Origin of the sequence: Hamadaea sp. (assembly GCF_013362815.1) — a bacterium.
Classification (GTDB): Bacteria; Actinomycetota; Actinomycetes; order Mycobacteriales; family Micromonosporaceae; genus Hamadaea.
Window position 1 is genome coordinate 1 of sequence record NZ_JABFVK010000065.1, and the last position, 25,749, is coordinate 25,749.

A 25,749-nucleotide genomic window follows, 5' to 3' on the forward strand; every position below is an offset into this window, starting at 1 on the left:
TATCCCGGGATAACGTCCCCTCAACTCGCGCGGAGGCCGCGTTATCCCGGATAACGCGGCCCGCCCCCGCCTCAACGCGGCCCGCCCTCGCCTCAACGCGGCCGGCCCTCGCCTCAACGCGGCCCGCCCCCGCCCATAACGCGGCCCCGCCCGCGCGGGGCGTCAGCGCCCGGTGAACTCCGGCGGGCGCTTGCCCACGAAAGCAGCCATGCCCTCGCGCTTGTCGTCGGTGGCGAAAAGCGCCGCGAACAGCTGCGACTCCCAGGCGAGGCCGCCGGCGAGATCCCGGTCGAGGCCGCCGTCGATCGCCGCCTTCGCCGCCGCGATGGCCTGGGCCGGGCCGCCCACGTACGCGCGGACGAGGTCGATCGCTTCGTCGTAGACCTTGTCGGCGGGGACGACCCGGTCGGCCAACCCGATGGCGAGCGCTTCGGCGGCGTCCACCATGCGGCCGGTGAAGATGATGTCCTTGGCCTTGGCCGGGCCGATCAACCGGGCCAGGCGCTGCGTACCGCCGGCTCCGGGGATGATGCCCAGCTTGATCTCGGGCTGGCCGAGTTTGGCGTCCTCGGCGACGACTCGCCAGTCGCAGGCCAGCGCCAGTTCGCAGCCGCCGCCGAGGGCGTACCCGGTGATCGCGGCGACGACCGGCTTGGGGATCCGGGCGATGGCGTCGAACGCGCTGCTCAGCGCGCCTGCCCGCTTCGCCATGTCGACGTACGACATGTCGGCCATCTCCTTGATGTCCGCACCCGCCGCGAACACCTTCTCGCCGCCGTAGATCACTGCCGCCCGGATGATGTCGTCCGCCGTGATCTGCGCCGCGACCGCCCGCAGCTCCTCCTGGACCTGGATGTTCAGCGCGTTCATCGGCGGCCGCTCCAGGCGGATCGTGCCGATGCCGTCGTTGATCTCCAGGCGTACCAGCTCGCCCATTTTTCGTCACCCACTCCGTTGTAAGTCCGTTTCGAGCCGAGCATATGGGGCGCTCGCCGTCGTGGCGTGCGAGGATGGGTGAACGTTGATGGGGGTCAATCTTGATCGTTTACTATCGAGATCGGCACGTGCGGGTCACCTCGGAGGCGCTGTACGTCGGCGAATCCCGCATTCCACTGGCCCGGCTGCAATACGTCTGGCATCGCGAAGGCGTGGCCGAGCCCGCGGTACGCCTCCGGGCGACGCACCGCGGCATCATCGGATTCGCCCTGATCGTAGGTGCTTTGCTCGCCTTGATCGGCGTGCTCTACGTGTTCGCCGGGGTGATCGGCCACGCCGCCGGCGCCGGCCGAGTGCTGCTGCCGCTGGCCGGGGTCGTCGCGTTGATCGGCTTCGCCGGGCCGCTGCTGGAGATGGCGCTGCACCGGGTGGACCACAACATAGATCAGGGCCATCAAGTCCACGAGATCTGCGCGGTCGTCGACGGTGTCGAACGCCGCCTGATCCGGATCGCCGACACCCACCGGTTCGGCAAGATCTATCGAGCCCTGGAACGGGCGCTCGAAGACACCGAGGGCGACGCGGTCGAGGCCGCCGAGTTCGCCCAGGGCTCCGAGGACGGCACCTGAGCAGCGCGATTCATCAGTGCGACTCGGCGACCGCCGCCAAGGTTTGGGTGGCGATCTCCAGTTCCTCCTCGGTCGGGACGACGAGGACCGCGACTTCGGCCCCGTCGGGCGAGATGAACGTCTCCCCGGCCGCGTTGCGTACGGGGTCGATCTCGATGCCCAGCCGATGCAGGCCGGTGAGGCAGGCTGCCCGGACCAACGACGCGTTCTCCCCGACGCCAGCGGTGAAGGTAACGGCGTCGACCGTCCCGAGCTGGGCATAGTACGCCCCCACATAGGACTTGATCCGAGCGCAGTACAAGTCGAACGCCAGCTGCGCGCGCTCGTCGCCACCCTCGGCCCGGGACAGCACGTCTCGCATGTCGTTGACGCCGCTCAGCCCCTTCAAGCCGGACCGCTGATTGAGCAGCTCGTCCACCTCGTCCAGGCTCATCCCGCCGACCCGGACCAGGTAGAACACGATCGCCGGGTCGATGTCGCCGGAGCGGGTGCCCATGACCAGCCCGGGCAGCGGAGTGAATCCCATCGAGGTCGCCACGCTGCGGCCGGCCCGGACGGCGCACGCGCTCGCGCCGTTGCCCAGATGCAAAGTGATCACGTTCGCCTCGGGCTTGCCGAGCAGTTCCCCCGTACGCCGGGACACGTAGGCGTGCGAGGTGCCGTGGAATCCGTACCGGTGGATGCCGAAGTGCTCGGCGACCTCGGCATCCAGGGCGTACGTGGCGGCCTCGGGTGGCATCGTGCGGTGGAACGCGGTGTCGAACACCGCCACCTGGGGAACCTCCGGCAGCAGCCGGCGGGCGACTTCGATGCCGGTCAGGTTGGCCGGATTATGCAGGGGCGCCAACGGGATCAACTCGCGTACCACGGAGATCAGATCGTCGTCGACGAGACTGGGCGCGGAGAAACGCGTACCACCGTGAACCACGCGATGGCCGACCGCGACGAGCCCGGACAGATCGAGCTGGGCCAGGATGTCGCGCAGCGCGGCCTCGTGATCGGTGACGCGCTCCGTGATGCCTTTCGCGAGCGTCTCGCCGTCGTCGAAGAGGCGGTATTTCACCGACGACGACCCGCAGTTCAGCACAAGGACCCGCCTGCGGCTGGTCACGAGGCCGCCTGGATGGCGGTGATCGCGACGGTCGAGACGATGTCGCGGACCGTGGCGCCGCGCGACAAGTCGTTGACCGGCTTGCGCAGGCCCTGCATGACCGGGCCGATCGCGACCGCACCCGCCGAGCGTTGCACCGCTTTGTACGTGTTGTTGCCGGTGTTCAGGTCGGGGAAGATCAGCACGGTGGCGTGCCCGGCGACGTCGCTGCCCGGCATCTTCGTGGCGGCCACGCTGGGATCGACCGCGGCGTCGTACTGGATCGGGCCCACCACCGGCAGGTCGGGCCGCCGCTTGCGGACCAGCTCGGTGGCGTGCGCGACCTTGTCGACATCCGCGCCGAACCCGCTGATCCCGGTCGAGTACGAGAGCATCGCGACGCGCGGCTCGACGCCGAACCGCTCAGCCGTCTCCGCGCTGGACACCGCGATGTCGGCGAGCTCCTCCGGATTGGGGTCGGGATTGATCGCGCAGTCCCCATACACGAGGACGCGATCGGCCAGGCACATGAAGAACACGCTGGACGCGATGGAGACACCCGGCGCGGTCTTGATGATCTCGAAGGCCGGCCGGATCGTGTCGGCGGTCGGATGCACGCAGCCGGACACCATGGCGTCGGCTCGTCCGCTGTGGACCATCAAGGTGCCGAAGTAGTTCACGTCGCCGACCTGGTCCCAGGCCTTCTCCAAGGTCATGCCCTTGTGCTCGCGCAGCTTCGCGTACGTCCCGGCGAACTCGGTGCGCCACGGGCTCGCGTTCGGGTCGACGATCCGCGCGCCGCCGTCGTCGAGCCCAAGGTCCAGGCCCAGGTCACGGGCCTTGTCCCGGACGACGTCCAGCGGACCGAGCAGGGTCAGCTCGCACACGCCACGCCGCAGCAACTGCTCGGCCGCGCGCAGCACCCGCTCCTCGGTGCCCTCGGGCAGCACGATGTGCCGCAGATCCTCGCGCGCCCGCTCGATCAGCTCGAACTCGAACATCAGCGGCGTCACGCCGTCGGACCGCGTCACATCCAGCCGCGCCGTCAGCTCCGGAACGTCGACCGCCGCCTCGAACGCGCCGATCGCCGCGGTCACCTTCCGCTGATTCTGCGCAGTCAACGCGCCTTCCAGCCCGGTGAGCCGGCCGACGGTGTCGAAGCTGTCCTCGCGTACCGAGATCACCGGTACTTCGCCGCGGAATCGGCCGACCAGCGCGACCACCCGCGGATCAGGCTCGATGCCGAGCGTGAGCACCAGCCCGGAGATCGACGCGAGGCCCGCGAAATGCGCCGCCATCGCCGCGACGATCAGGTCCGACCGGTCCCCCGGCGTCACCACGAGACATCCATCGCCGACGTGGTCCAGGAAAGTCGGCACGGTCGCGCCGCCCACCACGATGTCCAGCACGTCCCGGTCCAGAGCCTGCGGCGAACTGCCGAGCAGCGGCGTCGCATTCAGCACGCGCACAACCTCCGCGACCGTCGGGGCGCTCACGGCCGCGACGCGCGGAACGGCATACACCGGTGTTCCATCAAGATCATCGGGTACGCCGGAACGCAGCTCGGGATCGACGCGATTGGCCACGATCGCGACCACTGAATGACCCGCCACGGCCTGCCGGGCGCCCCGGATCGCCGTGTCGAGGTCGGCCGCATTCCGGCCGTCGCCGTCCACCACCGGCAGCAGTGGTGCGCCCAACTCCCGGGCCAGCCGGATGTTCATGCCCAGCTCGTCGGGGAAGGTCGGCTCGCCCTCGCCACCGTCCGGCGCACCGAAGTCCGTGCCGACGATGACCACCGCGTCGCAGCCACGCTCCACCTCGTGGAACCGTTCGAGGATCAGCCCCACCATGGCGTCGAGCTGGCCCCGGGCCAGCATCAACGCCGCCTCGTCATACCGGACGCCGGTCGCGGCCGACGACGACGGCATCCCGTAGTGATCACGCAGCAGCGCCACGATCGGGTCGTCGTCGGTCCTCGTGAACGGCCGGAACACCCCGATCCGGCGTACGCGGCGAGACAGCAGCTCCGCCACCCCGAGGGCAATTGTCGACTTGCCGCCGCCCGCATCCAGGCCGGTCACATATACGCTGCGCGCCACGAGATCGACTCTACTTGGGTACGGCTCGGCGGCCATGGAGATCAGCCCGGTCGGCGGCGGCCCGGCCCTGCGTCCAGCCCTCCCGGTTCGACACCGCGATCGAGTGGGTCTGCAACTGCGGGAAGAGCTCCTGGAACTTCTCGGTCACCTCGTCGCTGCGCGCCTTCAGCACCGGGAGGAGGGCGTCTGCCCCGACATCCTCGATCGTCTCGTTGACCGCCGTCTCCGTCGCCCCCTGCAGCCGCTCGCCGATGCGTTGCGCGTACGCGGTGAGGAAGGACTGCCGGAACGACCGGGTGTTGTTGCGCCCGTAGCGATCCTGCTTCGGTCCGGACTGAGTCATGGCGGCGACCGCCTGCACGAGCAACGAGGTGAACAGCAACTCGACCGAGTCGAGATCGCCGGGGAACCCGGCGACCGTGCAGAACCCGAAGTACTGCGACCACACCGAGCGGCACCCGTTCGCCTCCGACACCGCCTGCAGCAGCAACGTCTTCGGCGCCTCATATGGCGAGTCGATCGAGATCCGCCGTACGCCGGGCTCGTCCCGGCCGCCCGTGCGCGCCATGAGCAGTGCGACGTCGATGCTGTGCCGGGCCATCAGCTCCTGCGCCTTTGCGGTGTACGCCTCGGCCTCCTCCGGGAAGGTCGTCGACTCCGCCTTGGCCAGCAGTGCGCGTACCTTGTCCAGCATCTTCTGATCGGCCGCCGCCGACGGACGCGGCGACCCCGGCCGGGCTTCGCCGGGCAGCGGCCCCGTGAACGGCAAAGGGGGCAGCCGTCGCAAGTGCCAGATCGCCTCGATCACCTGAGCGGCGACTCCGGCGGTGAGGCGTCCGGTGTACCCGCCGAGCATGTCCAGCGGCAGCTTGTCCGAGTGCCAGATGACCCGGGCACGGATCGCCTTGAGCTGCTCCTGCCAGCGATCGTCCACGGTCGCGGGCGCGTACGTCAGCATCTGGGCGGCCATCGCATAGCCGACTAGGGCGGCGTGCTCGATGGTGAGCTCCCGTTTGAGCGACCGGTGCAGCTCGCCCGGCTGCCAGCCGCGCCGCCACACCGCCACGACCTCGGATTGCAGCACATCGAAAACGACCGTCAGCGCGCTCGCACGCTCGCCCAGTGATCGGATCGATCGGTCCACCTCGGCTCGGCGACCGGCGTCGTGGGCATAGATGCCCTCCAGCAGGACGCGCTCCACGATCTCGCGCTGCGAGGGGAGGGGCTTCGTCCCGGCGAACCCGAACGGGTCACTCGCGGTCGAAGTCTGCCGGTGCGTCTGGTGTGCCGCGCGTTCGCGCGCCTTTCGCTGATCCCGCTTCTTGCTGCTCACGACCCCAACCCCCTTCGCCACGACAACCCTATCGGGCAGGTCCGACACGCCCAGCCAAGGCGTCCTGGGCCGGGCAGTCGTGTGACGGTCAACCGAAGCGGGCGGCCAATTCGACCGTACGCCGAGCCGCCGCAACCATTGCGATATCAACGAATCGACCATCTGAAAGGACTGCCGTCCCGGCATCGGGATCGAAGGCGGAAAGTAGTTCTTCCGCCTTCGCCACTTCCGATCCACTGGGCCGGAACGCCTCGACGATCACGGGAAGCTGCCGGGGGTGGATGGCGGCCCGCCCGAGCAGGCCGAGTCGCCGGCCCGCGACGCAGGAGGCGGCGAGGCCCGCCAGGTCGGAGACGTGCGGGTAGACCGACATCGCGGGCGGGCCGAGTCCGGCGGCGCGGGCGGCCACCACTACCCGTGAGCGCGGCCAGGTCAACCCGGCCTCGTCGGAGACGTGCAGGTCGGCGCTCAGGTCCGCCTCGCCGAGCCCGATGGAGCCGTCCGGGCCGCAGACGGTGGCGATCTCGAAGGCCGCCTCGACCCCGCGCGCCGACTCGATGAGGGCATGCACCGGCACTCCGGCGACGGCGGCCGCCCGGACCGCCTGTGGCGTCTCCACCTTCGGGACGCGTATGCCCGACAGCCCCGGCAATCCGGTCAGCGCGTCGAGCTGGTCGAAGGCGGCGATGCGTACCTGCACGGGCACCCCGTGGGTGGAACCGAGCAGGTCGGTGACCGCGTCGAGCGCGTACGCCTTCCGGCTGGGGGCGACGGCGTCCTCAAGGTCGACGATGACGGTGTCGGCACCGGAGCCGAGCGCCTTGGCGAAACGCTCGGGCCGGTCGCCGGGGACGTAGAGCCAGGTGAGCATCAGACCACTCCTCGTTCGCGCAGGCCGGCGATCTCCTCCTCGGTCAGCCCGAGTCCGGCCAGGATGGCGTCTGTGTCGGCGCCGTGCGGGCGACCAGCCTCCCGGATCTCGCCCGGGGTGTCGGAGAGCCGGAACGGGACGTTCTGCATGATCAGCTCGCCGCCCTCGGCCGTGGGCACGCCGACGAACGTGCCGAGCGCCGCGAGCTGCGGATCCTCGGCGAGCTCGGGGACCTCGTAGACCGGGCCGATCGCGGCGTCGGCCTCGGCGAAGGCCTTCAGCACGACCGGCCGGGTCCGGGCGGCGATCCAGTCGGCGACCGCCTTGTCGAGCAGGTCGGCGTGCTGGGCGCGGCCGGCGCCGGTGGCGAACCACGGCTCGTCGACCACCTCGGGCAGCCCCACCAACCGCATCACGCGCTCCGCCACCGAGGTCGCGCTCGTGGAGACCGCGACCCAATGCCCGTCGGAGCAGCGGTAAGCGTTCCGCGGCGCGTTGTTGGCCGACCGGTTGCCGAGCCGGGGTGAGACGTAGCCGAGCTCCTTCCACCAGGTGACCTGCGGACCCAGCATCGCCATGATCGGCTCGACCAGCGAGAGGTCGACCACCTGCCCCCGGCCGCTGACATCGCGGGCTCGCAGGGCGAGTAGGACGGCGTACGCCGCGGACAGCCCGGTCACCGAATCGGCCAGCCCGAACGGCGGCAGCGTCGGCGGCCCGCCCGGTTCCCCGGTGGCCATCGCGAACCCCGACATCGCCTCGGCCAGCGTGCCGAACCCGGCGCGGGAAGCCCACGGACCGGTCTGGCCGAACCCGCTGATCCTGGCGATGACCAGGCGCGGATTCACCTCGAGAAGCACCTCCGGGCCCAGTCCCCACCGTTCGAGGGTGCCCGGACGGAAGTTCTCCACGAGGACGTCGGCGTCGGCGAGGAGCCGCTTCAGGAGCTCCGCACCCTCCGGTGTGGACAGATTGAGAGTGCCGCAACGCTTGTTCCGCATCAGAACGCGGCCCCAGAGGCCACCCGGCCCGTGCCCACGGGCGGTGTCGGGCGCCTTCGGATGCTCGATCTTCACGACCTCCGCGCCGAAGTCACCGAGGAACGCGCCGGCGAGCGGTCCGGCGATCACGGTCGCGATCTCGACGACCTTGATCCCGTCGAGTGGCTTCATCCGATCACCGTCCCGCGTCCGTTGCGGGCAGGTCGACGGCGACTCGGAAGCCGACGGACGGCGAGCGGTCGAGCCCCAAGCCCATGAGCAGCAGTTTGCTGCTCACTTCGGGTGGCTGGGGACCGCCGTCGAAGTACCACATGGAGCCTTCGGAGCGGTGGGCGCTGCCACCTTTGAGGATCACGAAACGCGTACGACCGTCGCTGTGCTCGCTCTCGGTCAGGTTCCACACGAGCGGATCACGCCGGTCGACGACGCCCAGTTCGGCGGCCACCTGCCACTCGTCCTCGGTCGGCAGGCGCGCTCCCGCCCACGCGGCGTAAGCCCGGGCCTCGGCCAGCGTCACGCCGGTGACGGGCGCCTCGGGATCGGAGACCGGCCACGGCTCGGCGCCGACGGCGGAACGATACTCCGCGAACTCGGCCTCACTGACCTCCAGTTCACCGATGGCGAACCGGCCGAGGTCGACCCGGCGGCGCAGCGTCGCCGTGTCGTGCAGCCGCGGTGGCAATGGCTTCCACTCGTCGACGAACGGTGCTTCACCGTAGAGGCCGGTCTCCCGGCGACGGTGCCGCACGAGGAGGTCTCGCCGACCGGCCGGCACCTCGACCAGACCGACCGGCGGGCGCTCGGCCAGCACCGTCCGATGCGGTACGCGTACCGCCGCGCGAGCGGGGAACCCAGGATCGGCGGAGTTGGCGACGCCCTGCTCACCGGTGGACGTCGCCCACGCGATGGCACCGGCGGGCAGCGGTCCGGCCGCAACGACCTGACCGCCGTCGACGACCCAGGGACCGTCGTAGTCCGGCCCCCGATTGACCACCGTCCACAGTGTCTCGCCGTCGAGGTCCCAGCGGGAGGCGTACACCGACGTCCCGGCAGGGTGGCCGGCCAACGGCGTCCACTCGGCCTCCCGGAAGAAGCGGGCCCGGGTCGACCAGGTCTCGCGCATGAATCGCAGCAACGCCTTGTCGCGCTCCGACCAGCCCACCCAGACGCCGAAGACCGACTCCCACACGAGGACGCCGGTGCCGTTGAACCAAGCCGACTGGAGCTCTTCGAGATGGTCGCGATGCCAACGGCGGGTGTGGTGGAGCATGTGCCGGGGCTCGAACCACTTCGCCCGCAGTACGCCCGGAACCTCCGAGTCGGCGAACCATTGCGCCCACGACATGGTGTGGTCTTGAACCCGCTCCAGCGGCACCCGCGACTCCCCGGCGAGCACGACCGCCGGGGGCAGCGCCTCGACCAGCTCGGCCGCGGATTTCAAGGTGTCGAGGAAGACGCCGTCGACGCCCAGGTCGGCGGCCAGGGCCGCAACCTCGTCGGCCGAGCCGCCGTCCCACGGGTTGTAGTCCACGAAGACCTTCACGCCCCGCGCCTGGAAGGCCCCGACGACGTCGGCGAGGCCGGGCACGTCGCGATAGAAGGCGAACTGATCGCGGTCGTCCAGCCCGATCACCGGGTACGCGTGCCACAGCACGATCCCGTCGAACCCGCCGAACTCCTCGATCGAGGCGTCGACGAAGGCGTCGACGGTGAACTCGCCGGTGGCATGGTCGAACAGAGACTCGTCCCAGAGCCACACCAAGGCGACCGCGAAGCAATCCAGCGGCACCTGCTCATAACGGGAGCCGTCGTAGTCGAGCCGTTCGCGGGCGGACTTGCGCCACCGGGCGAGCGCGTTGCGCCAGCTCGGCCACTGAGCGGGATCATCGGGCGCCGCGAAGATCTTCGCCTCGTCCAGGACGGAGAGATCGGCATCGAGCTCCAGCGGCACTGCGGTCGGCTGGTCGATCGGCCGGGGCACATACGGGTTCACGGCTTGGCCGCCAGCTTGTCGATCTCCTCCCGGAGGGCGAGCGAGCTGGACGCGCCCAGCCGGGTCGCGCCGATCGCCCCGGCGGCGCAGGCCCAGGCCAGCGTGTCGGCGATCGGTTTGCCCTCCGTGTACGCCACGGCGAACGCGCCGACGAAGCCGTCACCGGCGGCGGTCGTGTCCACGGCGTCGATCTTCGGCGCGGGAATCTGCATCCAGGTGCCGTCGCGGTCGGCGTAGAACGCGCCGTCGGCCCCGACGGTGAGCACCACCTTCGGTGCGATCTGCCGCAACCGCTCCATCAGCGAGTACGCGTGCATGCCGCGCGCGGAGGCGCTCGGGCTACGCCGGGCCGAGCTGTCGATCTTGTCGCCGAGCACCATCTGCGCCTCGATCAGGTTCACGATGAGCACGTCGACCAGCGCGAGCAAGTCGGCCGGGAGGCTCCGCGCCGGAGCCGCGTTGAGCAGCACCGGGACGCCGGCGTCGCGGGCGACCTGAGCGGCCTCCTGCACGATCTCCAACGGGATCTCGAGCTGCATGACGAGCGCGTCGGCCGCGGCGATCGCGGCGCGGTCCGCTTCGGTGAGCTCGGTCAGCTTCGAGTTGGCGCCCGGGGCCACGACGATGAAGTTCTCACCGCTGTCGTCCACCGCGATGAGCGCCACCCCGGACGGTCCGGGAACGGTCCGCAGCAGCGTCAGATCCAGCCCCGCCTGCGCCATGTTGTCGCGCACCTGCTGGGCGAAGGCGTCTTCGCCGACCGCCCCGACGAAGGTGACGTCGGCTCCGGCATACTGCGCGGCGATCGCCTGGTTGGCGCCCTTGCCACCGGGAACGGTCGTGAAGCTGTCCCCGAGGACGGTCTCACCGGGCCGGGGCAGGACGGCGGCGGTCGCGACGAGGTCGAGGTTGACGCTGCCGACGACGACGATCTTCATGTGCTCACCTTCATTGTGCGTTCGGCCAACTCGGTGAAGGTCACCTTGTCGCTGCCGGGAATGCTGGTCCGCAGGGTGTCGCGCAGCGGCGCGGCCCAGTGGTCGGGGACGGCGCCGGCGAGCGCGGCGGTGATCGCGCCCACGGTCGCGCCATTGGAGTCGGTGTCACAGCCCGCGCTGACCACAGCGCAGATCGAGGCGGCGAAGTCGCCGCCGTGGAACGTCAAGGCGGCGGCGACGAGCGCTGCGTTCGGCAGAACGTGCACCCAGTGGCGCTTACCGTAACGGGCGTAGATCTCGTCGACCACGCCTTCCCAACTGTCGCCGCGGGTGGCGAGGTCACGGCCGTCCATGATGGCGTTGGCGAACCGGCTCACCGGCGGAACCACCGACTCCCCCGCGTCGAGCACTTCGTCGATGGTGCTAGCGGTCAACGCCGCGCTGCTCATGGCGGCGACCCACATCGCGCCGTAGATCCCCGCCCGGACATGGCTCACCGAAGCGTCCCGGTACGCACACTCCGCCGCGAGATCCGGCCGGCCCGGATGAATCCAGCCGTAGAGGTCGGTGCGGATCTGCGCCCCGATCCACTCCCGGAACGGGTTGCCCCGGAGGGCGGTCTCCGGCGGCGTGTGGCCGAGCAGCAGATTCCGGTACGCGATCCGCTCGGCGGTGAAGACCCGCCCGCCCGGCAACTCGTCGAGCCATGCCTGAGCGACGTCGTCGGCGGTGAACCCCGGCCCGCATCGCTCCACCAAGCGCAGTGCGAGCAGGGTGTAGTTGAGGTCGTCGTCCTCCGGCATTCCGTCGCTGACACCGGCCGCCAACGGCTCGGCCAGGCTCGTCGGCGCCGACCGCCGGTTCCACGGCCAGCGCTGGGTGACTTCAGCCGGCACGGGGTCGCCGGCGATGTAACCGGTCAACGGCCACTGGCCGCTCGAGCCGAGGATCTCCCGGATCCCTTCCCGGGGAATCTTCTCGACAGGCTTGCCGAGTACGCACCCGGCAGCGCGCCCGACCCACGCGGCATGCAGCCGCTCCAGGTCGTGCCGCGGCTGCTGGCGTGGAACGTTGCGCCACAACGCTTTCACGCCCTCGAAGTCGTCGGGTTCACCGGGACGGGGCGGCATCGGCTGCTCGTCGAGAGCGGCCATCAGCTTCTCCGCCAACGTATGCAGCTCGGGCGACGCGGGCGACGCTGACGCGCCGCTGCTCCCCGCCGTGAGCGATCCGCCTGCGTCCAGCCACCGCCAAGTCACCTTCGAGACGTCTTTGCCCAGGTCACGGGCGGTCACCAGCTCGTGGGAGAGCAGGTCTTCGGGCTGAACCCAGCTCAATCGCATGGGCATCAAGCTACCGCCGACCACTGACAACGAACCGAGAATCGTTGCAGTATCCGGGATAACGCGGCCTCACGACCCAGCGAGACCGCGTTATCCCGGATAACGCGCGTACCCCGTTGATCATGGAGTTTGGGACTGCGACACGCCGTCAACGGGAACCCTAGGTTCATGATCAACGCCCCGGAGCGTCGCCGAAGGCGGGAGCGCCCGCAACGCGGGGCGCGTCAGCGCCAGCGTCGAGGAGCGAGCGAGCAACCCGAGCCCGGGCGTCAGCCCGGGCGAGGTCGCGAGCGAGCACCTCGGAGGCAACGAGCGCAAGCGAGGTACCGACAGCGGTGAGGTCGAGCCGCGAAGCGGCGGAGACCGAACCCACCCACGAGGAAGGAACAAAGCCAACCCCGCAAAGGGCCCCAGCGATAGCGCCGGCCATGCTGGCGATGGAGTCGGCGTCCCGCCCGTAGTTGACGGACCCGAGGATCGTGTCGCGCACGTCCCCGCCCGAAACCACCAGCATTCCGAGCGCTATCGGCAACTCCTCGATCGAATGCAGCCGTGACGGCCTGCGCGCACCCAATCCGGGGTCCCGGTACGCCTCCCCCACCGTGTCGAACGGTGCCATCGCAGCCCGCAGCCCCTTGACTGTCGCCAAATCCAGGCCAGACCCAACGGCGTACCCGTGAGCCGCAGTGACGACGGCGGAGATGGCGGCGCGGGTGCCGTCTTGCGCGACCGCGAGCGCCGCCGCCACCACATCGTCCACAGTGGCCGACGGCGTGGCCGCAGCCGCGACGCAGGCGGCCATGACCCCCGCGGCCTCGCGCCCGTAGCTGTGCTGATGCGCGCCCGCGAGCTCGATGGCCTCCCGGTACGCCGCCACCGGATCGCCGGCGTTGACGATGCCGACGGGTGCCATGTACATGGCCGCGCCGCAGTTCACGGCATTGCCGACGCCGGCTTCGCGGGGATCGGCGTGGGCGAAGTGCAGCTGGGTGATCAGGTGCCGCTCGCCGGCCGCCAGCCGGTGCAGCGCGACCGTCTCGCGTTCCAGGTCGGGCACCCAGACGAGGTGTTCGAGCAGGTCGGGCACGAGCAGCCCGGCCATGTCGTACGCGTCCAGATGGTCCCGTTTGCGGACGTACGCCCGGACGAGCGCATGGGTGACGAGGGTGTCGTCGGTGATCCGGCCGTGTCCTTTGGAGTAGGGCGCGGTCGGCTTGTCCGCGGCCGCCCGCATGGGCCCGGCGATCCCGGTGACGGGCCCGGAGTAGAAGGCCCGGATCTCTTCCGCCGAGTGACCCTCGACGGCGCCGCCGAGGGCGTCACCCACGGCGGCGCCGGCGAGGCACCCGATGCTCTTGGCGAGGAGCACTACTTCAGGACCTGCTTTCCGCCCTCCTCCAGCGTCTTCGCCAGCTGATCGATCGAGATCTTGTTGGCGAAGTACTGCTGGAGCGCCGGGGTGGCGATCTTCGACTTCCACTCGGAGTAGCCGGCGGCCCGCTGGAACGGGGCCTGGACCAGCGTGTCGGCGCTGGCCACGGCGACGTCCCAGCCCTGCTTGCCCTGGGTGGACTGGACGAGCTGGGCGCCCGCCGCCTTGCCGGTCGGCACGAGCCAGTCGCCGTGCGCCAGCTTGGCCAGGTTGGTGGCGTTCAGGAAGTTCGCGATGAACTTCATGGCCTGCGCCTTGCCCTTGGAGTCCGCGCTGATCGAGATGGTCTGCGGGTTGGCCGCCTGGTTCTGCGAGGTGCCCTTGAGCGCCGGGAGGGTCACCCACTCGAAGTCCTTGGGGGCCTGCTCGACCATCTGCTGCCGCAGGTAGATCGACCCGGGGAGCATGGCGTACTTGCCGCCGAAGAAGCCCGGCAGCGGGTCGGTGCCGCCGAACGCCAGCGCCTCCGGCGAGCCGGACTTGTCCACGTAGATCATGTCGTGGATGCGCTGCGGCACGGCCTTCTCCGCGTCACCGACCTTGACCGTCCACTTGCCACCTTCCTCGTAGAAGAAGGCGCCGTCGTAGTTGAGCGCCAGGTTCATCACCCGGTTGGTCGGCGACTTGAGGGCCCAGGCCACGCCGTACTGACCGGGCTTGGTGAGCTTCTTGGCGTTGGCCGCGAACTCGTCCCAGGTCCATGGCGCGTTCGCGGCGGGCACGGTGATCCCGGCCGCGTCGAGCAGCTTCTTGTTCGCCAGCACGACCTGCGACTCCAGCAGGAACGGCACGCCGACGACCTTGCCGTCGACCGTGACGGTCTGCCAGACCTTGTCGGAGATCTCCGCCTTGAAGTCGGCGGGCAGGAGCGAGCCGAGATCGGCGAGGTAGCCCTGCTTGGCGAACTCGCCCAGCGCGGCCGACTCGTAGTGGATGATGTCCGCCGCGTCGCCGCCCTCGAACGAGGTCAGCAGCTGGTCGTGGACGGAGTTCCAGTCGCCCTGCACGTACTCGATCTGGATGTCGGGGTTGGCCTTGTTCCAGTCGTCGACGATCTGCTTGTTGGCGGCGAGCGACTCCTTCTGCCAGGCGAGGCTGAGGAACCGCAGCTTGACCGGGCCGGTCGTCTCCGGCTTGTCGTCGTCACCGCAGGCGGCCAGGAGCGCGGCCGACGCCACGAGGCCGGGCAGCGCCAGCAACGACCTTCTGTTGATGTTCACGGGCGATCTCTCCATTGAGGTTTTCCCATCCCTAACCGTTTAACCCTTGACCGCGCCCGCCAGGGAGCCTTCGGCGAGACGCTTCTGGAGCACGGCGAAGAAGACCAGGCTGGGCAGCGTGGCCAGCAGCGAACCCGCCGCCAGCGGCCCGAGCCGCGCGATCCCCTCCACCCCGACGAAGCGAGCCAGCGTCACCGGCAGCGTCGCCAGCTCCGGGCTCTTGAGCAGCACCAATGCGAAGAAGAACTCGTTCCAGGCGCTGATGAAGGCGAACAGTGAGGTCGCCACCAGGCCGGGCGCGAGCAGGGGGGCCACGACCCGGCGCAGCACCTGGAGCCGGGACGCGCCGTCGACCGACGCGGCCTCCTCCAGCTCACGGGGGATGCCGCGGACGAAGCCCTGGAGCATCCACAACGCGAACGGCAGCGACCAGGTGACGTACACCAGGATCAGGCCGAACCGGGTGTTCGTCAGGCCGGCTTCCCGCAGGATCAGAAACAGCGGGATGACCAGCAACACGAACGGGAAGAGCTGGCTGACCAGCACCCAGCCGAGGGTGATCGTGCTGAGCCGGGTCTTGAAGCGCACCAGCGAGTACGCCGCCGGCAGCGCCAGGAGCACGGTCAGCGCCGCCGATGCGGACGCCACGATGAGGCTGTTCAGCGCCGAGCGCGCCAGATCCTGCTCCGTGAACGCGGTGACGTAGTTCTGGAACGTCGGATGCTTCGGGATCAGGGTCGGGTGCAGCTCGACCATCTCGCGCGGCTCCTTGAAGCTGATCGACAGCAGCCAGACCAGCGGGAAGCCGAGGAAGACCAGGTAGAGGCAGAGCGTCAGGTACTGAGCGGCTCTTTTAAACGTTTTCACGCCAGCCATCAGTTTGCCTCCCGGAGCCGGCGGCGAAGGTACACCGCGAGGAGCGCGACGATGATGAGGACCATGACGTTGCCCAGCGCGGCGGCGTACCCGTAGTGGCCGTAACGGAACGCCTCTTCGTAGGCGAAGAGCATCGGCAGCATCGTCTTGCCGCCCGGCCCGCCCGCGGTCAGCACGTAGACCAGGCCGAACGAGTTGAAGTTCCAGATGAAGTCCAGGCTCGTGATCGCCACGACGACCGGCGCGAGCGCGGGCCAGGTGACCGCCCGGAAGCGGCGTACCGCGCCGGCCCCGTCCATCTGGGCCGCCTCGTGCAGCTCCCGCGGCACGCTCTGCAATCCCGCCAGCAGCACGATCGTGGTCTGCGGCAGCCCGGCCCAGATCCCGACCAGGATCACCGCGGGCAGGGCGGTGCTGAAGTCGCCCAGCCAGTTGTGCCGCAACCCGTCCAGGCCCACTCGCGAGAACGCCTCGTTCAGCATGCCCGCGTCCGGGTGATAGACGAGCTTCCACATGATGCCGACCACGACCGGCGGCATCGCCCACGGCACCAGCGCCAGCGTCCGGGCCAGCCAGCGCAGCCGCAGCGGCTGGTTGAGCAGCCCGGCCAGGCCCAGGCCCAGCCCGAACTGCAGGATCGTCACCGCGAAGGCCCAGATCAGGCCGACCTTGAACGCGTCCCAGAACTGCGTGTCGCTGAGCAACTCGCGATAGTTCTCGACACCCGTGAAATTGATGTCCACGTTGCGCCCGGCCCGTGCGTCGGTGAAACCCAGGAACACGCCGCGGAGCAACGGCGCCGCGGACAGCATCACGACCGGGAGCAGCGCCGGCAACAACAGGAGATACGCGAAACGCTTGCCCTGATCGCGCGATGGCTGACGCGTGGTCACCGGGGATTCTTCGAGAGTCGCCGTCATGCGGACTCCCGCCGGACGAGCGCGGGGGCGATGTTCTCGCGCCGGGCCGGCAGCGACGGATCGTCCAATCGGGACAGCAGCAGCTGGGCCGCCTTGCGGCCACGGGCCGCCGCGCCGAGGTCGACGCTGGTCAGCCGGGGGAACGTGAGCTCGGCGATGTCGGTGTTGTCCATGCCGACGAGCGCCACCTCCTCGGGTACGCGGATGCCGCCCTCCAGCAGCGCGTGCAGCGCTCCGGCGGCGATGAGGTCGTTGGCGGCGAACACGGCGTCCGGCCGCGTACGCCCCAGCAGCCGCCGGGTCGCCTGCAACCCGGCGTCGAAGGTGAAGTCGCCGTCCTCGACCGCCACGGGTTCGAGCCCGTGCTGGGCGAGCGACGCCCGGAATCCGGCGTCTCGATGGGCGCCCGGCACGGTGTCGGGCGCACCGTTGATCATGGCGATGCGCGTACGCCCCAAGCCGACGAGGTGGTCGACGGCGAGCGCGACGCCGCCGATGGAGTCCGCGCGTACGTTGTCGATCGGGGTCTCGTCGGGCAGCTGGCCGACGACGACCACCGGAACCGCCGTACGCCCCAGCTCGTGCAAGTGCGCGTCGGTGACCCGCAGCGGCGACATGATCAGACCGTCCACATAGCGCCGGGCCAGCCCCCGCAGCAGCTCGGTCTCGTTCGCCGTGTGCGCGTTGGTCGCCTGAATGAGCAGCTGCCGGCCGGACCCGGCGATCTCCTGCTCGATGGCGCGCATCATCTGCACGTAGACCGGGTTGCCGATGTCGGCCACGGCCAGCCCGATCAGCCCCGTACGCTGCGCCTGCAGCGAGCGGGCGATGGCGTTGGGCACGTAGCCCACGCGCTCGGCGGCCGCCTTCACCCGGGCCGACAGCTCGGGACTGCCGCCCAGTCCGTTCAGCACCCGGCTGGCGGACGCGATCGAGACCCCTGCGAGGTCGGCGACCGTTCGGACGGTGGCCGGACCCGAGGTCCCATGTTGGAAACGTTTCCGTCCCACGTGCGACGCCTCCGGGAAACTTTCGGCGAACTTTCCCGGGAGCTTTCCTCACATTGTGGCGACCGCAACATCATCCGTTCGGCCGGTTCTCCTGCCACGCCCCTTATCGCGTCTCGCCCCGTTGAGCGCTGGATCAGGGATCTCGGTCGAAATTTGGGCCAAGATTCGACCGAGATCCCTGATCCAGCGCCGCGAGCGTCAGGGGATCGCGGTGATCTCCCGGCCGAGCGGCCACAACGCGGCCGGCACGAGCTTGAAGTTCGCGATGCCGAACGGGATGCCGATGATGGTCAGGCACTGGGCGATGCCCGTCACGACGTGGGTGAGGGCCAGCCACCACCCGGCGATGATCAGCCACACCACGTTGGCGATGGTGGAGGCGACTCCGGCGCTCGGCTTCTCGGTGATCGTGTAGCCGAACGGCCACAACGCATAGCGGGCCAGCCGGAACGAGGCGACCCCGAACGGGATCGTCACGATGAAGATGAAGCACAGCACACCGGCGAAGGCGTACGCGAGAGCGAGCAGGAAGCCACTGCCGAAGATGAACCACAGGACGTTCAGGATGGTCCGCATGCTCTGATCATCTCGCGTGGACGCAAGCGACGGTCAGCGGTTCGCCCAGGGAACCGATTCCCACCCGTCGGGCAGCGTCCGAGGCGTCCAGGCCGGGTCCGGTTCCCAGGTCGCCCAGCCCTCGTCCCACCAGCGCTCCCCCGCGTCGAGCCGAGCGGCGATCCGGTCGCCTTCGGCCTGGATCTCGTCGACCCGGCCGGGATACCGCAGTTCGCCGGTGCGGGCGAACACTTCGACGTCCTTCCAGTGGTAGGTGGCAGCGCCCTCCGGCCACACGATGTCCAGCTCGTGATCGACGGTGTCGAACCCGATGGGCGTACGCCGCGGCGCGTCCTGCAGGTTGAAGTACCACCCGGTGAACCGACGCTCCGGGCCTTTCCAGAAGACGAAGATCGCGTGGTCGACTCCCGTCCAGTGCAATGACAGCAGGCCGTGCCCCTGCCAGCTGCGGTGCCCGGCGACGTCCCACGGATGCCGCCCGGCCGGGAACTCGCCGTCCGGGAACGCGAACGGGCTGCCGGTCGGCAGATAGGTCACCAGCAGGTCCCCGTCGTCCTGCACGCAGATCGACGGCGACGCGAACCACAGTTCGCCCCGGATCACCTCACGGCGTACGACGGTGTCCCCGGGCTGGACGAGCGTCAAGACGCTCGGGCGCTGAATCGCCCGTCCTCATAACTCACTTTCAAGGGGACGCCGAACGTCGTCGACAGGTTGTCGCCGGTGATCACTTCGTCCAGCAGTCCGGCCGCCACGATCTCGCCCCGACGCAGCAGCATCGCGTGGGTGAAGTTCGGTGGAATCTCCTCCACGTGGTGCGTAACCAGCACCAACGCCGGAGAATCCGGATCGGCGGCGACTCGGGCGAGCCGTCCGACGAGGTCCTCCCGGCCGCCCAGGTCGAGGCCGGCGGCGGGTTCGTCGAGCAGCAGGAGCTCCGGGTCGGTCATCAGCGCCCGGGAGATCTGCACGCGTTTGCGCTCGCCCTCGGAGAGCGTCCCGTACAGGCGGTCGGCGAGCTGCACGACGCCGAACTGGGCCATCAGCGCTTCGGCCCGGGCGAGATCAGCGGCTTCGTAGTCCTCTTTCCACCGGCCGACGACCGACCAGGCCGCCGTCACGACGACGTTGCGGACTACTTCGTCGGCCGGGATGCGCTCGGCGAGCGCCGCCGTCGACAACCCCACCCGAGTACGCAGCTCGGTCAGGTCGGTCCGGCCGATCCGCTCACCCAGGACGTGCATCGTGCCCTTGGTCGGGTGCGTACGCCCCGCGGCCAGATTGATCAGCGTGGTCTTCCCCGCGCCGTTGGGGCCGAGCACCACCCAGCGCTCGTCCAGCTCGACCCGCCAGGTCAGGTCCCGCAGCAGGTGCTGGCCGGAGCGCGTGACGTCGACGTGGTCGGCCGCGACGGCCAGATCCGGGTCGTCCGCGGCTGGAAGGTCGTTCGCGACGGGTGAGCCGGGAAGCTGATCGTGAGCCACGGGGCTATCAAATCAGCTACACCGCGAGCGAGTACGCCCGGGTCCTCTCCCTCCCGCGTCCGTCACACCTACGCCGAACGCAGTCCGCCCGCGGCCGCCGCCGCGCTGCCGCGCCCGCTGCCGTGCCGCAAGATCGTCGGCTCCCGACAATCAACGCACTAAACGGCCCACGAATGTCGGCTTCCGACGATCATGGCAGCGCGAACCGCCAAGAATGTCGGAACCCGACGATCACTGCGGCGCGAATGGCCAAGATCGTCGGCTTCCGACGATCACACAGAGGCGAGCGAGAAATCGCGACCAGGCAGGGAGTGCATCCGGGACCGATCGGCCGGGAACAGCAGGTAGTGCTGGATGAGCCAATGCAGCTCGGCGGCGGGGACGGCGTACTCCGTGGTGTCGACGCGAATCCGGCTCTGCACGGCCCGTCGGAGGCCGGGACCGTCGGCGAGCTCCAGGACCAGGTTGTCCCCGTCGAGCAGCGCCGCTTCCAGGTCGGGCCACGGGACCAGCCGACGCCCGACCGTCACCCCGGATGGCGTCACCAGGAGCCGCGACGGCCGCACGCTCTCCCGGAGGTACCAGCCCAAGCCGACCACCGCCGGCCAGAACACCATCTCGGGTGGCGGCTCGGCGTACGGCCCGCCGGCCTTGACGATGCCGCCGTAGTAGGCGGCCAGTGCCGAACCGAAGGCGACGAAGGCCAGCCAGCTCCAGAATCGCAGCGACGTCAGGCGGTGCGCTTCGAAGCCGAAGCCGCCCGATGTGTCGCGGTACGCCAGCCAGGACTCCGTCTGCTGTGCCCGTCGATGCCGCCGCAGAAGCAGGCGAGCCAGCCCGAACAGTCCGGCGACGACCCAGAGGACGAATCGGTTGGGCGCGCTCCAGGCGTACCCGATGAGGAAGAAACCACCGAGGAGCGCGATGGACGCCGCGGCCTCGGGCAGCGCGGGCGTCCGTCGAACCTGCTCGATCACGCGGGCCATGGTAGCCGCCGACGGAAATCAGCCGATCGGGCGGAAACTCCGGGCGGTACCCGCGACGTCATAGCGGGCATGACAGCGGTGATCGAGATACGCGGATTGCGGAAGAACTTCCGTGGCCTGCGCGGCGGCGGGAAAGTCGCGCTGGACGGCTTCGACATGACCGTCGAGGCGGGCCAGGTGCACGGTTTTCTGGGGCCGAACGGTTCGGGCAAGACGACGACATTGCGCACGCTGCTCGGCCTGGTCCGGGCCGACGCCGGGCAGATGACCGTGCTCGGCCGGCCGAGCAGCGAGTATGCCGCGGTGGCGCACCGGGTCGGCGCGATCGTGGAGAGCCCGGCCTTCTTCGGGAACTTCACTGCGCGCAAGACGTTGTCGCTGCTCGCGGCGGCGGGCGGGGTCGAGCCCGAGCGGGTGCGCAAGGTGCTCGAGCGGGTCGGGCTCCGGGATCGCGAGAACGAGCGGGTCAAGACCTTCTCGCTCGGCATGAAGCAGCGGCTCGCGGTGGCGTCCGCGCTGCTCAAGGGGCCTGAATTACTCATTCTCGACGAACCGGCCAACGGGCTCGACCCCGGCGGCATCCACGAGATGCGCACGCTACTGCGCGACCTGGCCGCGGAAGGCGTCACGGTCCTCGTCTCCAGCCACATCCTGAGCGAGATCGAGCAGGTCTGCGACACCGTCACGATCATCTCGCGCGGTCGCCGCGTCGTCGCCGGGCCCGTGGGCGCCGTGCTCGCCGCGCATTCCAAAAACGAGCATCTGGTACGCGTGAAGCAGCTGGACCGGGCTCGCGAAGTCCTCGAAGGGGCGGGCCTGACCGTGTCGGCGGTCGATGGCCACCTGGTGGTGGGCGGGGCGACCGACCCGGCCGTCATCAGTGAGGCGCTCGGCCGGGCCGAGGTGTGGCTGACCGAGCTGAGCCCGGTCGGCGCGGATCTGGAGAGCGTCTTCCTGGACCTGACCGCCACCCGGCCGCTGCCGGGGGCGTACCGGCAGGTGGACGACACGGTGCAGGTCGAGTCGGGTCAGCTGGAGGTCGTCGCATGAAGGGCAGTCTGCTCAAGGCGGAGCTGAACCGGCTGCTGTCCCGGCGGTTCGTGCAGATCCTGGCGGCCGTGATGATCGGGGCGTTCGCCGTGACCGTCGCCGTGACCATGGCGGGCAGCACCACGCCGTCGGCTGGCGACTGGGCCGCCGCCGTGAGCCAGGCGCGCGCCAACAACGAGGTCCACCAGCAGCTCTACGACGATTGCGTGGCCGCGCACGGACCCGAGGCGACCGCCCTGGACCGGGCGAAGTACCCCGAGCAGTGCCGGCTGGTCGTCGAGCAGCCGGAGGACTTCCTCTACGACACCTACGTCTTCCACACGTCGATCCGGCCGCTGGTCGGGTTCCTGGCGGCGTACTTGGCTTTGTTCGGGTTCCTCGTCGGCGCGACGTTCATCGGAGCCGAACTCGCCAGCGGCGGAACCACCAATCTGCTGCTGTGGCGGCCGGAGCGCGTACGCGTCCTGGGGGCGAAGCTGGCGGTGCTGCTCGGCTCGGTCGGCGTCTTCTCGCTCGTGTTCTCGGTGCTCTATGTCGCGACGTTCTACGGCATCGCCAAGGCCACCGGGTATGTCGGCGGAGTGGACGCGGACTTCTTCCGTCAGCTCGCCCTCCTCGTCGTACGCGGCCTCGGGCTGGCCCTGATGGTCACCGGGATCTCCTTCGGCATCGCCACCGTCGGCCGGCACACCGCCGCTGCGCTGGGACTGCTCACGGCGTACGCGGTCGTCTGGGAGGCCGGCGGGCGGCTGGTGATGGAGGTGCTGGACTACCGCGCACAGGAGCCCTGGTTCCTGTCGACCTACGTCGGCGCCTGGATGGTCGGCCGGCTGGAGTACTACTTCGGCTACGGCGAATACGGGCGCATCGAGTGGTGGCATGCGGCGGTCGTGTTCGGGGCGCTGGTCGCGGTGGTCCTCGCGGCCGCGTTCGGCACCTTCCGGCGGCGCGACCTCGCCTAGCGCTCTTCAGTAGGGCGCTGGATCAGGGTTCTCGGTCGAATCTTGAGCGGAGTACGACCCAGAACCCTGATCCAGCGCTGTCGCAGGAAACGTCAGTTGGTGGTGGAGCCGAAGACCTGATCGCGGACGGCGTCCAACCCGGTCAGCAGCGCGCCGCGAAGCACCGGCTCGGCGCCGACCTCGGAGACGACCACCCGCGGCGACACCACAGAGATCGCGGCGACCTCGTGCTGTACGCGATCGGCGAGCGGCGTACCGCCGGCCTGCCCGACTTCTCCGGCCAGCACGACGAGCGACGGGTCGAGGACGACGCCGATGGAGGCGACGCCGAGCGCCAGCCGCCGGGCCAGCTCGTCGAGGACCGGACCGCCCTTGGTGCCCGCCGCGATCGCGGCCCGCACCGCTTCGCCCGCCGTACGCCCCTTGAAGCCCTGTTCACGAGCGACGGCGAGAACCGCGTCGGCACCGGCGACGGCCTGGAACGCGCCCTTCGCCCCGCGCTTGCTGACGTCACGCGGCAGATCCGCGCCGGGGACGGGCAGCCAGCCGATCTCGCCTGCCGCACCGGTCGCACCCCGGTGCAGCCGCCCGCCGAGCATGACGGCCAGGCCGACGCCGCGGTCGATCCAGACGAGCAGGAAGTCGCCGACGCCCCGGGCGGCTCCTTCGTGCGCCTCGGTGACGGCCGCCAGGTTCACGTCGTTCTCGAAGAACACGTCCGGGATGAGGTCTTCCCGCAGGTTGCCGAGCAGACCGCGGTGCCAGCGCGGCAGGTCCCAGGCGAAGGCGATGTCGCCGGTCGCCGGGTCGACGAGGCCGGGCGTACCGAGGACGATCCGGCGGATGTCGGACAGTGCCGCGCCACCGAGCTCGGCCGCCTCCAGGACGGCGGAGTGCACGACGCCCACCGGGTCGTCGGTGTCCCGAGTGGAGTGCTCGACACGGCCTACTATCGAACCTGTGATGTCGGCGCACGCCGCGACCACGTGGTCCGGGCCGACGTCCACGCCGACGACATAGGCACTGGACGGTGTCACCGCGTACAGCTGCGCATTCGGACCCCGCCCGCCGGCCTGCTCGCCGACGCGCCGGACCAGGCCGCGCTCCTCCAGCCGTTCGACCAGCTGGGAAGCGGTGACCTTGGACAGGCCGGTGCGTTCGCCGAGCTGGGTACGCGTGAGGGGGCCGTGCTCCAGCAGGAGTTCGAGGGCGGCTCGATCGTTGAGAGCGCGCAGGAGACGGGGGGTTCCCGGAAGACGAGCAGATGACATGGCGACAGCCTCTGGCGTTTAGTAAAGTTTCTTATTAGATTGGCTTTGCTTTACCACTAGGGCAAGGGTACGACGTCCACCGCCAAGCGGGCGTCCCCCAAGCCGACCGACACGGCCCCGCCGCACCGGGCGCGGCCCGCCTCGCGTACGACACAGACCCCCGGAACGACGACGAACAGTGGGACAGAAGATGACGATCGACCCTGGGCTGCGGCGCCTCATCCTGCAGACCCTGCTCCCCTCCTTCGGTGGACGGACCGAATCGGGCGTGGGCATCGGCGCCGGACGGCTGGACGCCGAAGCCCTCAGCGCCCCCGGATGGGCCGTCGACCTGGTATCCGAAGGTCTGGCCGGATTCTGCCTGTTCGGGTACAACATCGAATCCCCCGAACAGCTCGCCGGCCTCACCGCGCAGCTCCGCGCGGCCCGCCCCGACGTTCTCATCAGCCTCGACGAGGAGGGTGGCGACGTCACCCGCCTCTACCACCGCATCGGCAGCCCATACCCGGGCAACGCCGCCCTCGGCTTCATCGGCGACTTCGGCCTCACCAGCCGGATCTATCAGGCCATCGGCCAGGATCTGCGGGCGGCCGGGGTGAACCTCAACCTCGCGCCGACCGTCGACGTCAACGTCGCCACCGACAACCCGGTCATCGGCACCCGTTCGTTCGGGGCGTCGACGACGCAGGTCGCCGCGCACACGGCTGCCGCCGTAGTCGGTCTGCAGTCGACCGGCGTCGCCGCCTGCGCCAAGCACTTCCCCGGGCACGGCGCGACGGTCAGCGACTCGCACCTCGGGTTGCCGACCATCGACGTCAGCGAGCAGGTGCTCCGGGATCGGGAACTGCCCCCGTTCGCGACCGCGGTCGCCGCCGGGGTCAAGTCGATCATGACCGCGCACATTCGCGTACCAGTGCTGACTGGCGATCTGCCCGCGACCTTCAGCCGGCGCGTGTTGCACGACCTGCTGCGCACCGAGTTCGGCTTCACGGGCGTGATCGTGACCGACGCGCTGGAGATGGCCGGAGCCGCGCAGGCGGCGGGCGGCATCGAGCGGGCGGCGGTGCTGTCCCTGAACGCGGGCAGCGACCTGCTGTGCATCGGCGCGGACGTGGACCTGGCGCTGGTCGAGCGGGTCGTCGCCGAGATCGCCGCAGCGGTCGAGCGCGGCGAACTGCCGGTGGCCCGGCTGACCGAGGCGGCCGAGCGCAACGCGCAGCTGGCGGCCTGGACGCAGGGCGCTTTCCCGACCGAGATCGAGCCCGACCTGGGGTACGCGGCCGCCGCCCGAGCGATCCGCGTCGAGGGTTCGCTGGACGGCGTCGAGAACCCGCTGGTCGTGCAGCTCGTCACGGGTTACGGCATCGCCGAGGGCCCGGTGCCGTGGGGCCTGGCCGCGCATCTCGCCGGAGCCGAACAGCTCACCACGGACCCGGCCGGGACGTCGGCGGGCGAGCTGGCCGCCAAGGCGGGCGATCGGCCGATCGTGATCGTGGGCCGGCACATCCACCGGACCGAACCGGCCCGCCGCCTCACCGAGGCGCTCGCGGCGGCGCATCCCACGGTGGTCGTGGAGATGGGCTGGCCGGCCGAGTGGCGACCGGCGGGCGCGCGGGCGTTCATGAACACCTTCGGGGCCAGCCGGGCCAACGGCCACGCGGCCGCGGCGGCGCTGCGACTCGCGTAAGAAGACCAGGGTGATCGGACTCTCACGGGGGGAGTCCGA

General features: G+C 70.0%; 23 protein-coding genes. 4 read left to right on the forward strand and 19 right to left on the reverse strand.

Translation table 11 applies throughout. The annotated features are described in order from the left end of the window. Positions 1-162: 162 nt before the first annotated feature. Positions 163-936, reverse strand: coding sequence for an enoyl-CoA hydratase-related protein (locus tag HOV77_RS26760; RefSeq protein WP_290866355.1), 774 nt, complete (start codon positions 934-936; stop codon positions 163-165). 128 nt (positions 937-1,064) lie between these two features. Here HOV77_RS26760 and HOV77_RS26765 point away from each other — a divergent pair, with 128 nt between their 5' ends. After that, entirely contained in the window at positions 1,065-1,565 is a 501-nt protein-coding gene (locus HOV77_RS26765) for a DUF6232 family protein (protein ID WP_290866357.1), read from the forward strand. Between the two features lie 13 nt (positions 1,566-1,578). On the opposite strand, the gene HOV77_RS26770 is transcribed toward HOV77_RS26765, so the two are convergent. From HOV77_RS26770 to HOV77_RS26850, 17 genes are all read right to left on the reverse strand, one after another. Beyond that, positions 1,579-2,676: an acetate kinase gene (locus tag HOV77_RS26770; protein ID WP_290866359.1), complete on the reverse strand. Its 1,098-nt coding sequence runs from the start codon at positions 2,674-2,676 to the stop codon at positions 1,579-1,581. After that, positions 2,673-4,793, reverse strand: a complete 2,121-nt coding sequence (gene pta, locus HOV77_RS26775) for a phosphate acetyltransferase (protein ID WP_290866361.1) — start codon at positions 4,791-4,793, stop codon at positions 2,673-2,675. Before pta ends, HOV77_RS26770 begins: the two co-directional genes overlap by 4 nt. After that, positions 4,768-6,090 carry a DUF2786 domain-containing protein gene (locus HOV77_RS26780; RefSeq protein WP_290866362.1) on the reverse strand — a complete coding sequence of 441 codons (1,323 nt, stop codon included), beginning with the start codon at positions 6,088-6,090 and terminating at the stop codon, positions 4,768-4,770. Before HOV77_RS26780 ends, pta begins: the two co-directional genes overlap by 26 nt. A gap of 88 nt (positions 6,091-6,178) precedes the next feature. Further along, positions 6,179-6,961 carry a CoA ester lyase gene (locus HOV77_RS26785; RefSeq protein ID WP_290866364.1) on the reverse strand — a complete coding sequence of 261 codons (783 nt, stop codon included), beginning with the start codon at positions 6,959-6,961 and terminating at the stop codon, positions 6,179-6,181. Beyond that, entirely contained in the window at positions 6,961-8,133 is a 1,173-nt protein-coding gene (locus HOV77_RS26790; protein ID WP_290866366.1) for a CoA transferase, read from the reverse strand. Before HOV77_RS26790 ends, HOV77_RS26785 begins: the two co-directional genes overlap by 1 nt. A 4-nt stretch (positions 8,134-8,137) precedes the next feature. After that, positions 8,138-9,955 carry an SUMF1/EgtB/PvdO family nonheme iron enzyme gene (locus tag HOV77_RS26795; RefSeq protein ID WP_290866368.1) on the reverse strand — a complete coding sequence of 606 codons (1,818 nt, stop codon included), beginning with the start codon at positions 9,953-9,955 and terminating at the stop codon, positions 8,138-8,140. Continuing rightward, the gene (locus tag HOV77_RS26800) at positions 9,952-10,893 is read right to left on the reverse strand and encodes a ribokinase (protein ID WP_290866370.1); all 942 of its coding nucleotides are present in this window, start codon (positions 10,891-10,893) and stop codon (positions 9,952-9,954) included. Before HOV77_RS26800 ends, HOV77_RS26795 begins: the two co-directional genes overlap by 4 nt. Then, entirely contained in the window at positions 10,890-12,236 is a 1,347-nt protein-coding gene (locus HOV77_RS26805) for an ADP-ribosylglycohydrolase family protein (protein ID WP_290866372.1), read from the reverse strand. Before HOV77_RS26805 ends, HOV77_RS26800 begins: the two co-directional genes overlap by 4 nt. A 172-nt stretch (positions 12,237-12,408) precedes the next feature. Next, positions 12,409-13,605, reverse strand: a complete 1,197-nt coding sequence (locus tag HOV77_RS26810; protein WP_290866374.1) for an ADP-ribosylglycohydrolase family protein — start codon at positions 13,603-13,605, stop codon at positions 12,409-12,411. Further along, positions 13,605-14,888 (reverse strand): sugar ABC transporter substrate-binding protein, encoded by a 1,284-nt coding sequence (locus tag HOV77_RS26815; RefSeq protein WP_290866376.1) that lies wholly within the window; start codon positions 14,886-14,888, stop codon positions 13,605-13,607. The genes HOV77_RS26810 and HOV77_RS26815 overlap by 1 nt, the downstream gene beginning before the upstream one ends. 39 nt (positions 14,889-14,927) lie before the next feature. Continuing rightward, a complete protein-coding gene (locus tag HOV77_RS26820) occupies positions 14,928-15,764 on the reverse strand; it encodes a carbohydrate ABC transporter permease (protein ID WP_290866378.1) in 837 nt (278 codons plus the stop codon). Further along, positions 15,764-16,684 carry a sugar ABC transporter permease gene (locus HOV77_RS26825; RefSeq protein ID WP_290866380.1) on the reverse strand — a complete coding sequence of 307 codons (921 nt, stop codon included), beginning with the start codon at positions 16,682-16,684 and terminating at the stop codon, positions 15,764-15,766. Before HOV77_RS26825 ends, HOV77_RS26820 begins: the two co-directional genes overlap by 1 nt. Further along, a complete protein-coding gene (locus tag HOV77_RS26830) occupies positions 16,681-17,694 on the reverse strand; it encodes a LacI family DNA-binding transcriptional regulator (protein WP_290866382.1) in 1,014 nt (337 codons plus the stop codon). Before HOV77_RS26830 ends, HOV77_RS26825 begins: the two co-directional genes overlap by 4 nt. Before the next feature lie 198 nt (positions 17,695-17,892). Beyond that, positions 17,893-18,270, reverse strand: a complete 378-nt coding sequence (locus tag HOV77_RS26835; RefSeq protein ID WP_290866384.1) for a YccF domain-containing protein — start codon at positions 18,268-18,270, stop codon at positions 17,893-17,895. 33 nt (positions 18,271-18,303) lie between these two features. Beyond that, positions 18,304-18,915 carry a DUF402 domain-containing protein gene (locus tag HOV77_RS26840; RefSeq protein ID WP_290866386.1) on the reverse strand — a complete coding sequence of 204 codons (612 nt, stop codon included), beginning with the start codon at positions 18,913-18,915 and terminating at the stop codon, positions 18,304-18,306. Next, positions 18,912-19,754, reverse strand: a complete 843-nt coding sequence (locus HOV77_RS26845) for an ABC transporter ATP-binding protein (RefSeq protein ID WP_290866388.1) — start codon at positions 19,752-19,754, stop codon at positions 18,912-18,914. Before HOV77_RS26845 ends, HOV77_RS26840 begins: the two co-directional genes overlap by 4 nt. A 272-nt stretch (positions 19,755-20,026) precedes the next feature. Then, positions 20,027-20,731 carry a hypothetical protein gene (locus tag HOV77_RS26850; protein ID WP_290866390.1) on the reverse strand — a complete coding sequence of 235 codons (705 nt, stop codon included), beginning with the start codon at positions 20,729-20,731 and terminating at the stop codon, positions 20,027-20,029. A 78-nt stretch (positions 20,732-20,809) separates the two neighbouring features. Between HOV77_RS26850 and HOV77_RS26855 the strand changes: the two genes are divergently transcribed. After that, the gene (locus HOV77_RS26855; protein ID WP_290866392.1) at positions 20,810-21,790 is read left to right on the forward strand and encodes an ATP-binding cassette domain-containing protein; all 981 of its coding nucleotides are present in this window, start codon (positions 20,810-20,812) and stop codon (positions 21,788-21,790) included. Continuing rightward, positions 21,787-22,752 carry an ABC transporter permease subunit gene (locus HOV77_RS26860; RefSeq protein WP_290866394.1) on the forward strand — a complete coding sequence of 322 codons (966 nt, stop codon included), beginning with the start codon at positions 21,787-21,789 and terminating at the stop codon, positions 22,750-22,752. The genes HOV77_RS26855 and HOV77_RS26860 overlap by 4 nt, the downstream gene beginning before the upstream one ends. Before the next feature lie 92 nt (positions 22,753-22,844). On the opposite strand, the gene HOV77_RS26865 is transcribed toward HOV77_RS26860, so the two are convergent. Beyond that, positions 22,845-24,023: an ROK family transcriptional regulator gene (locus HOV77_RS26865; RefSeq protein ID WP_290866396.1), complete on the reverse strand. Its 1,179-nt coding sequence runs from the start codon at positions 24,021-24,023 to the stop codon at positions 22,845-22,847. Positions 24,024-24,213: 190 nt separating this feature from the next. On the opposite strand from HOV77_RS26865, the gene HOV77_RS26870 reads away from it, so the two are divergent. After that, entirely contained in the window at positions 24,214-25,710 is a 1,497-nt protein-coding gene (locus HOV77_RS26870) for a glycoside hydrolase family 3 N-terminal domain-containing protein (RefSeq protein ID WP_290866398.1), read from the forward strand. The last annotated feature ends 39 nt before the right edge of the window (positions 25,711-25,749 follow it).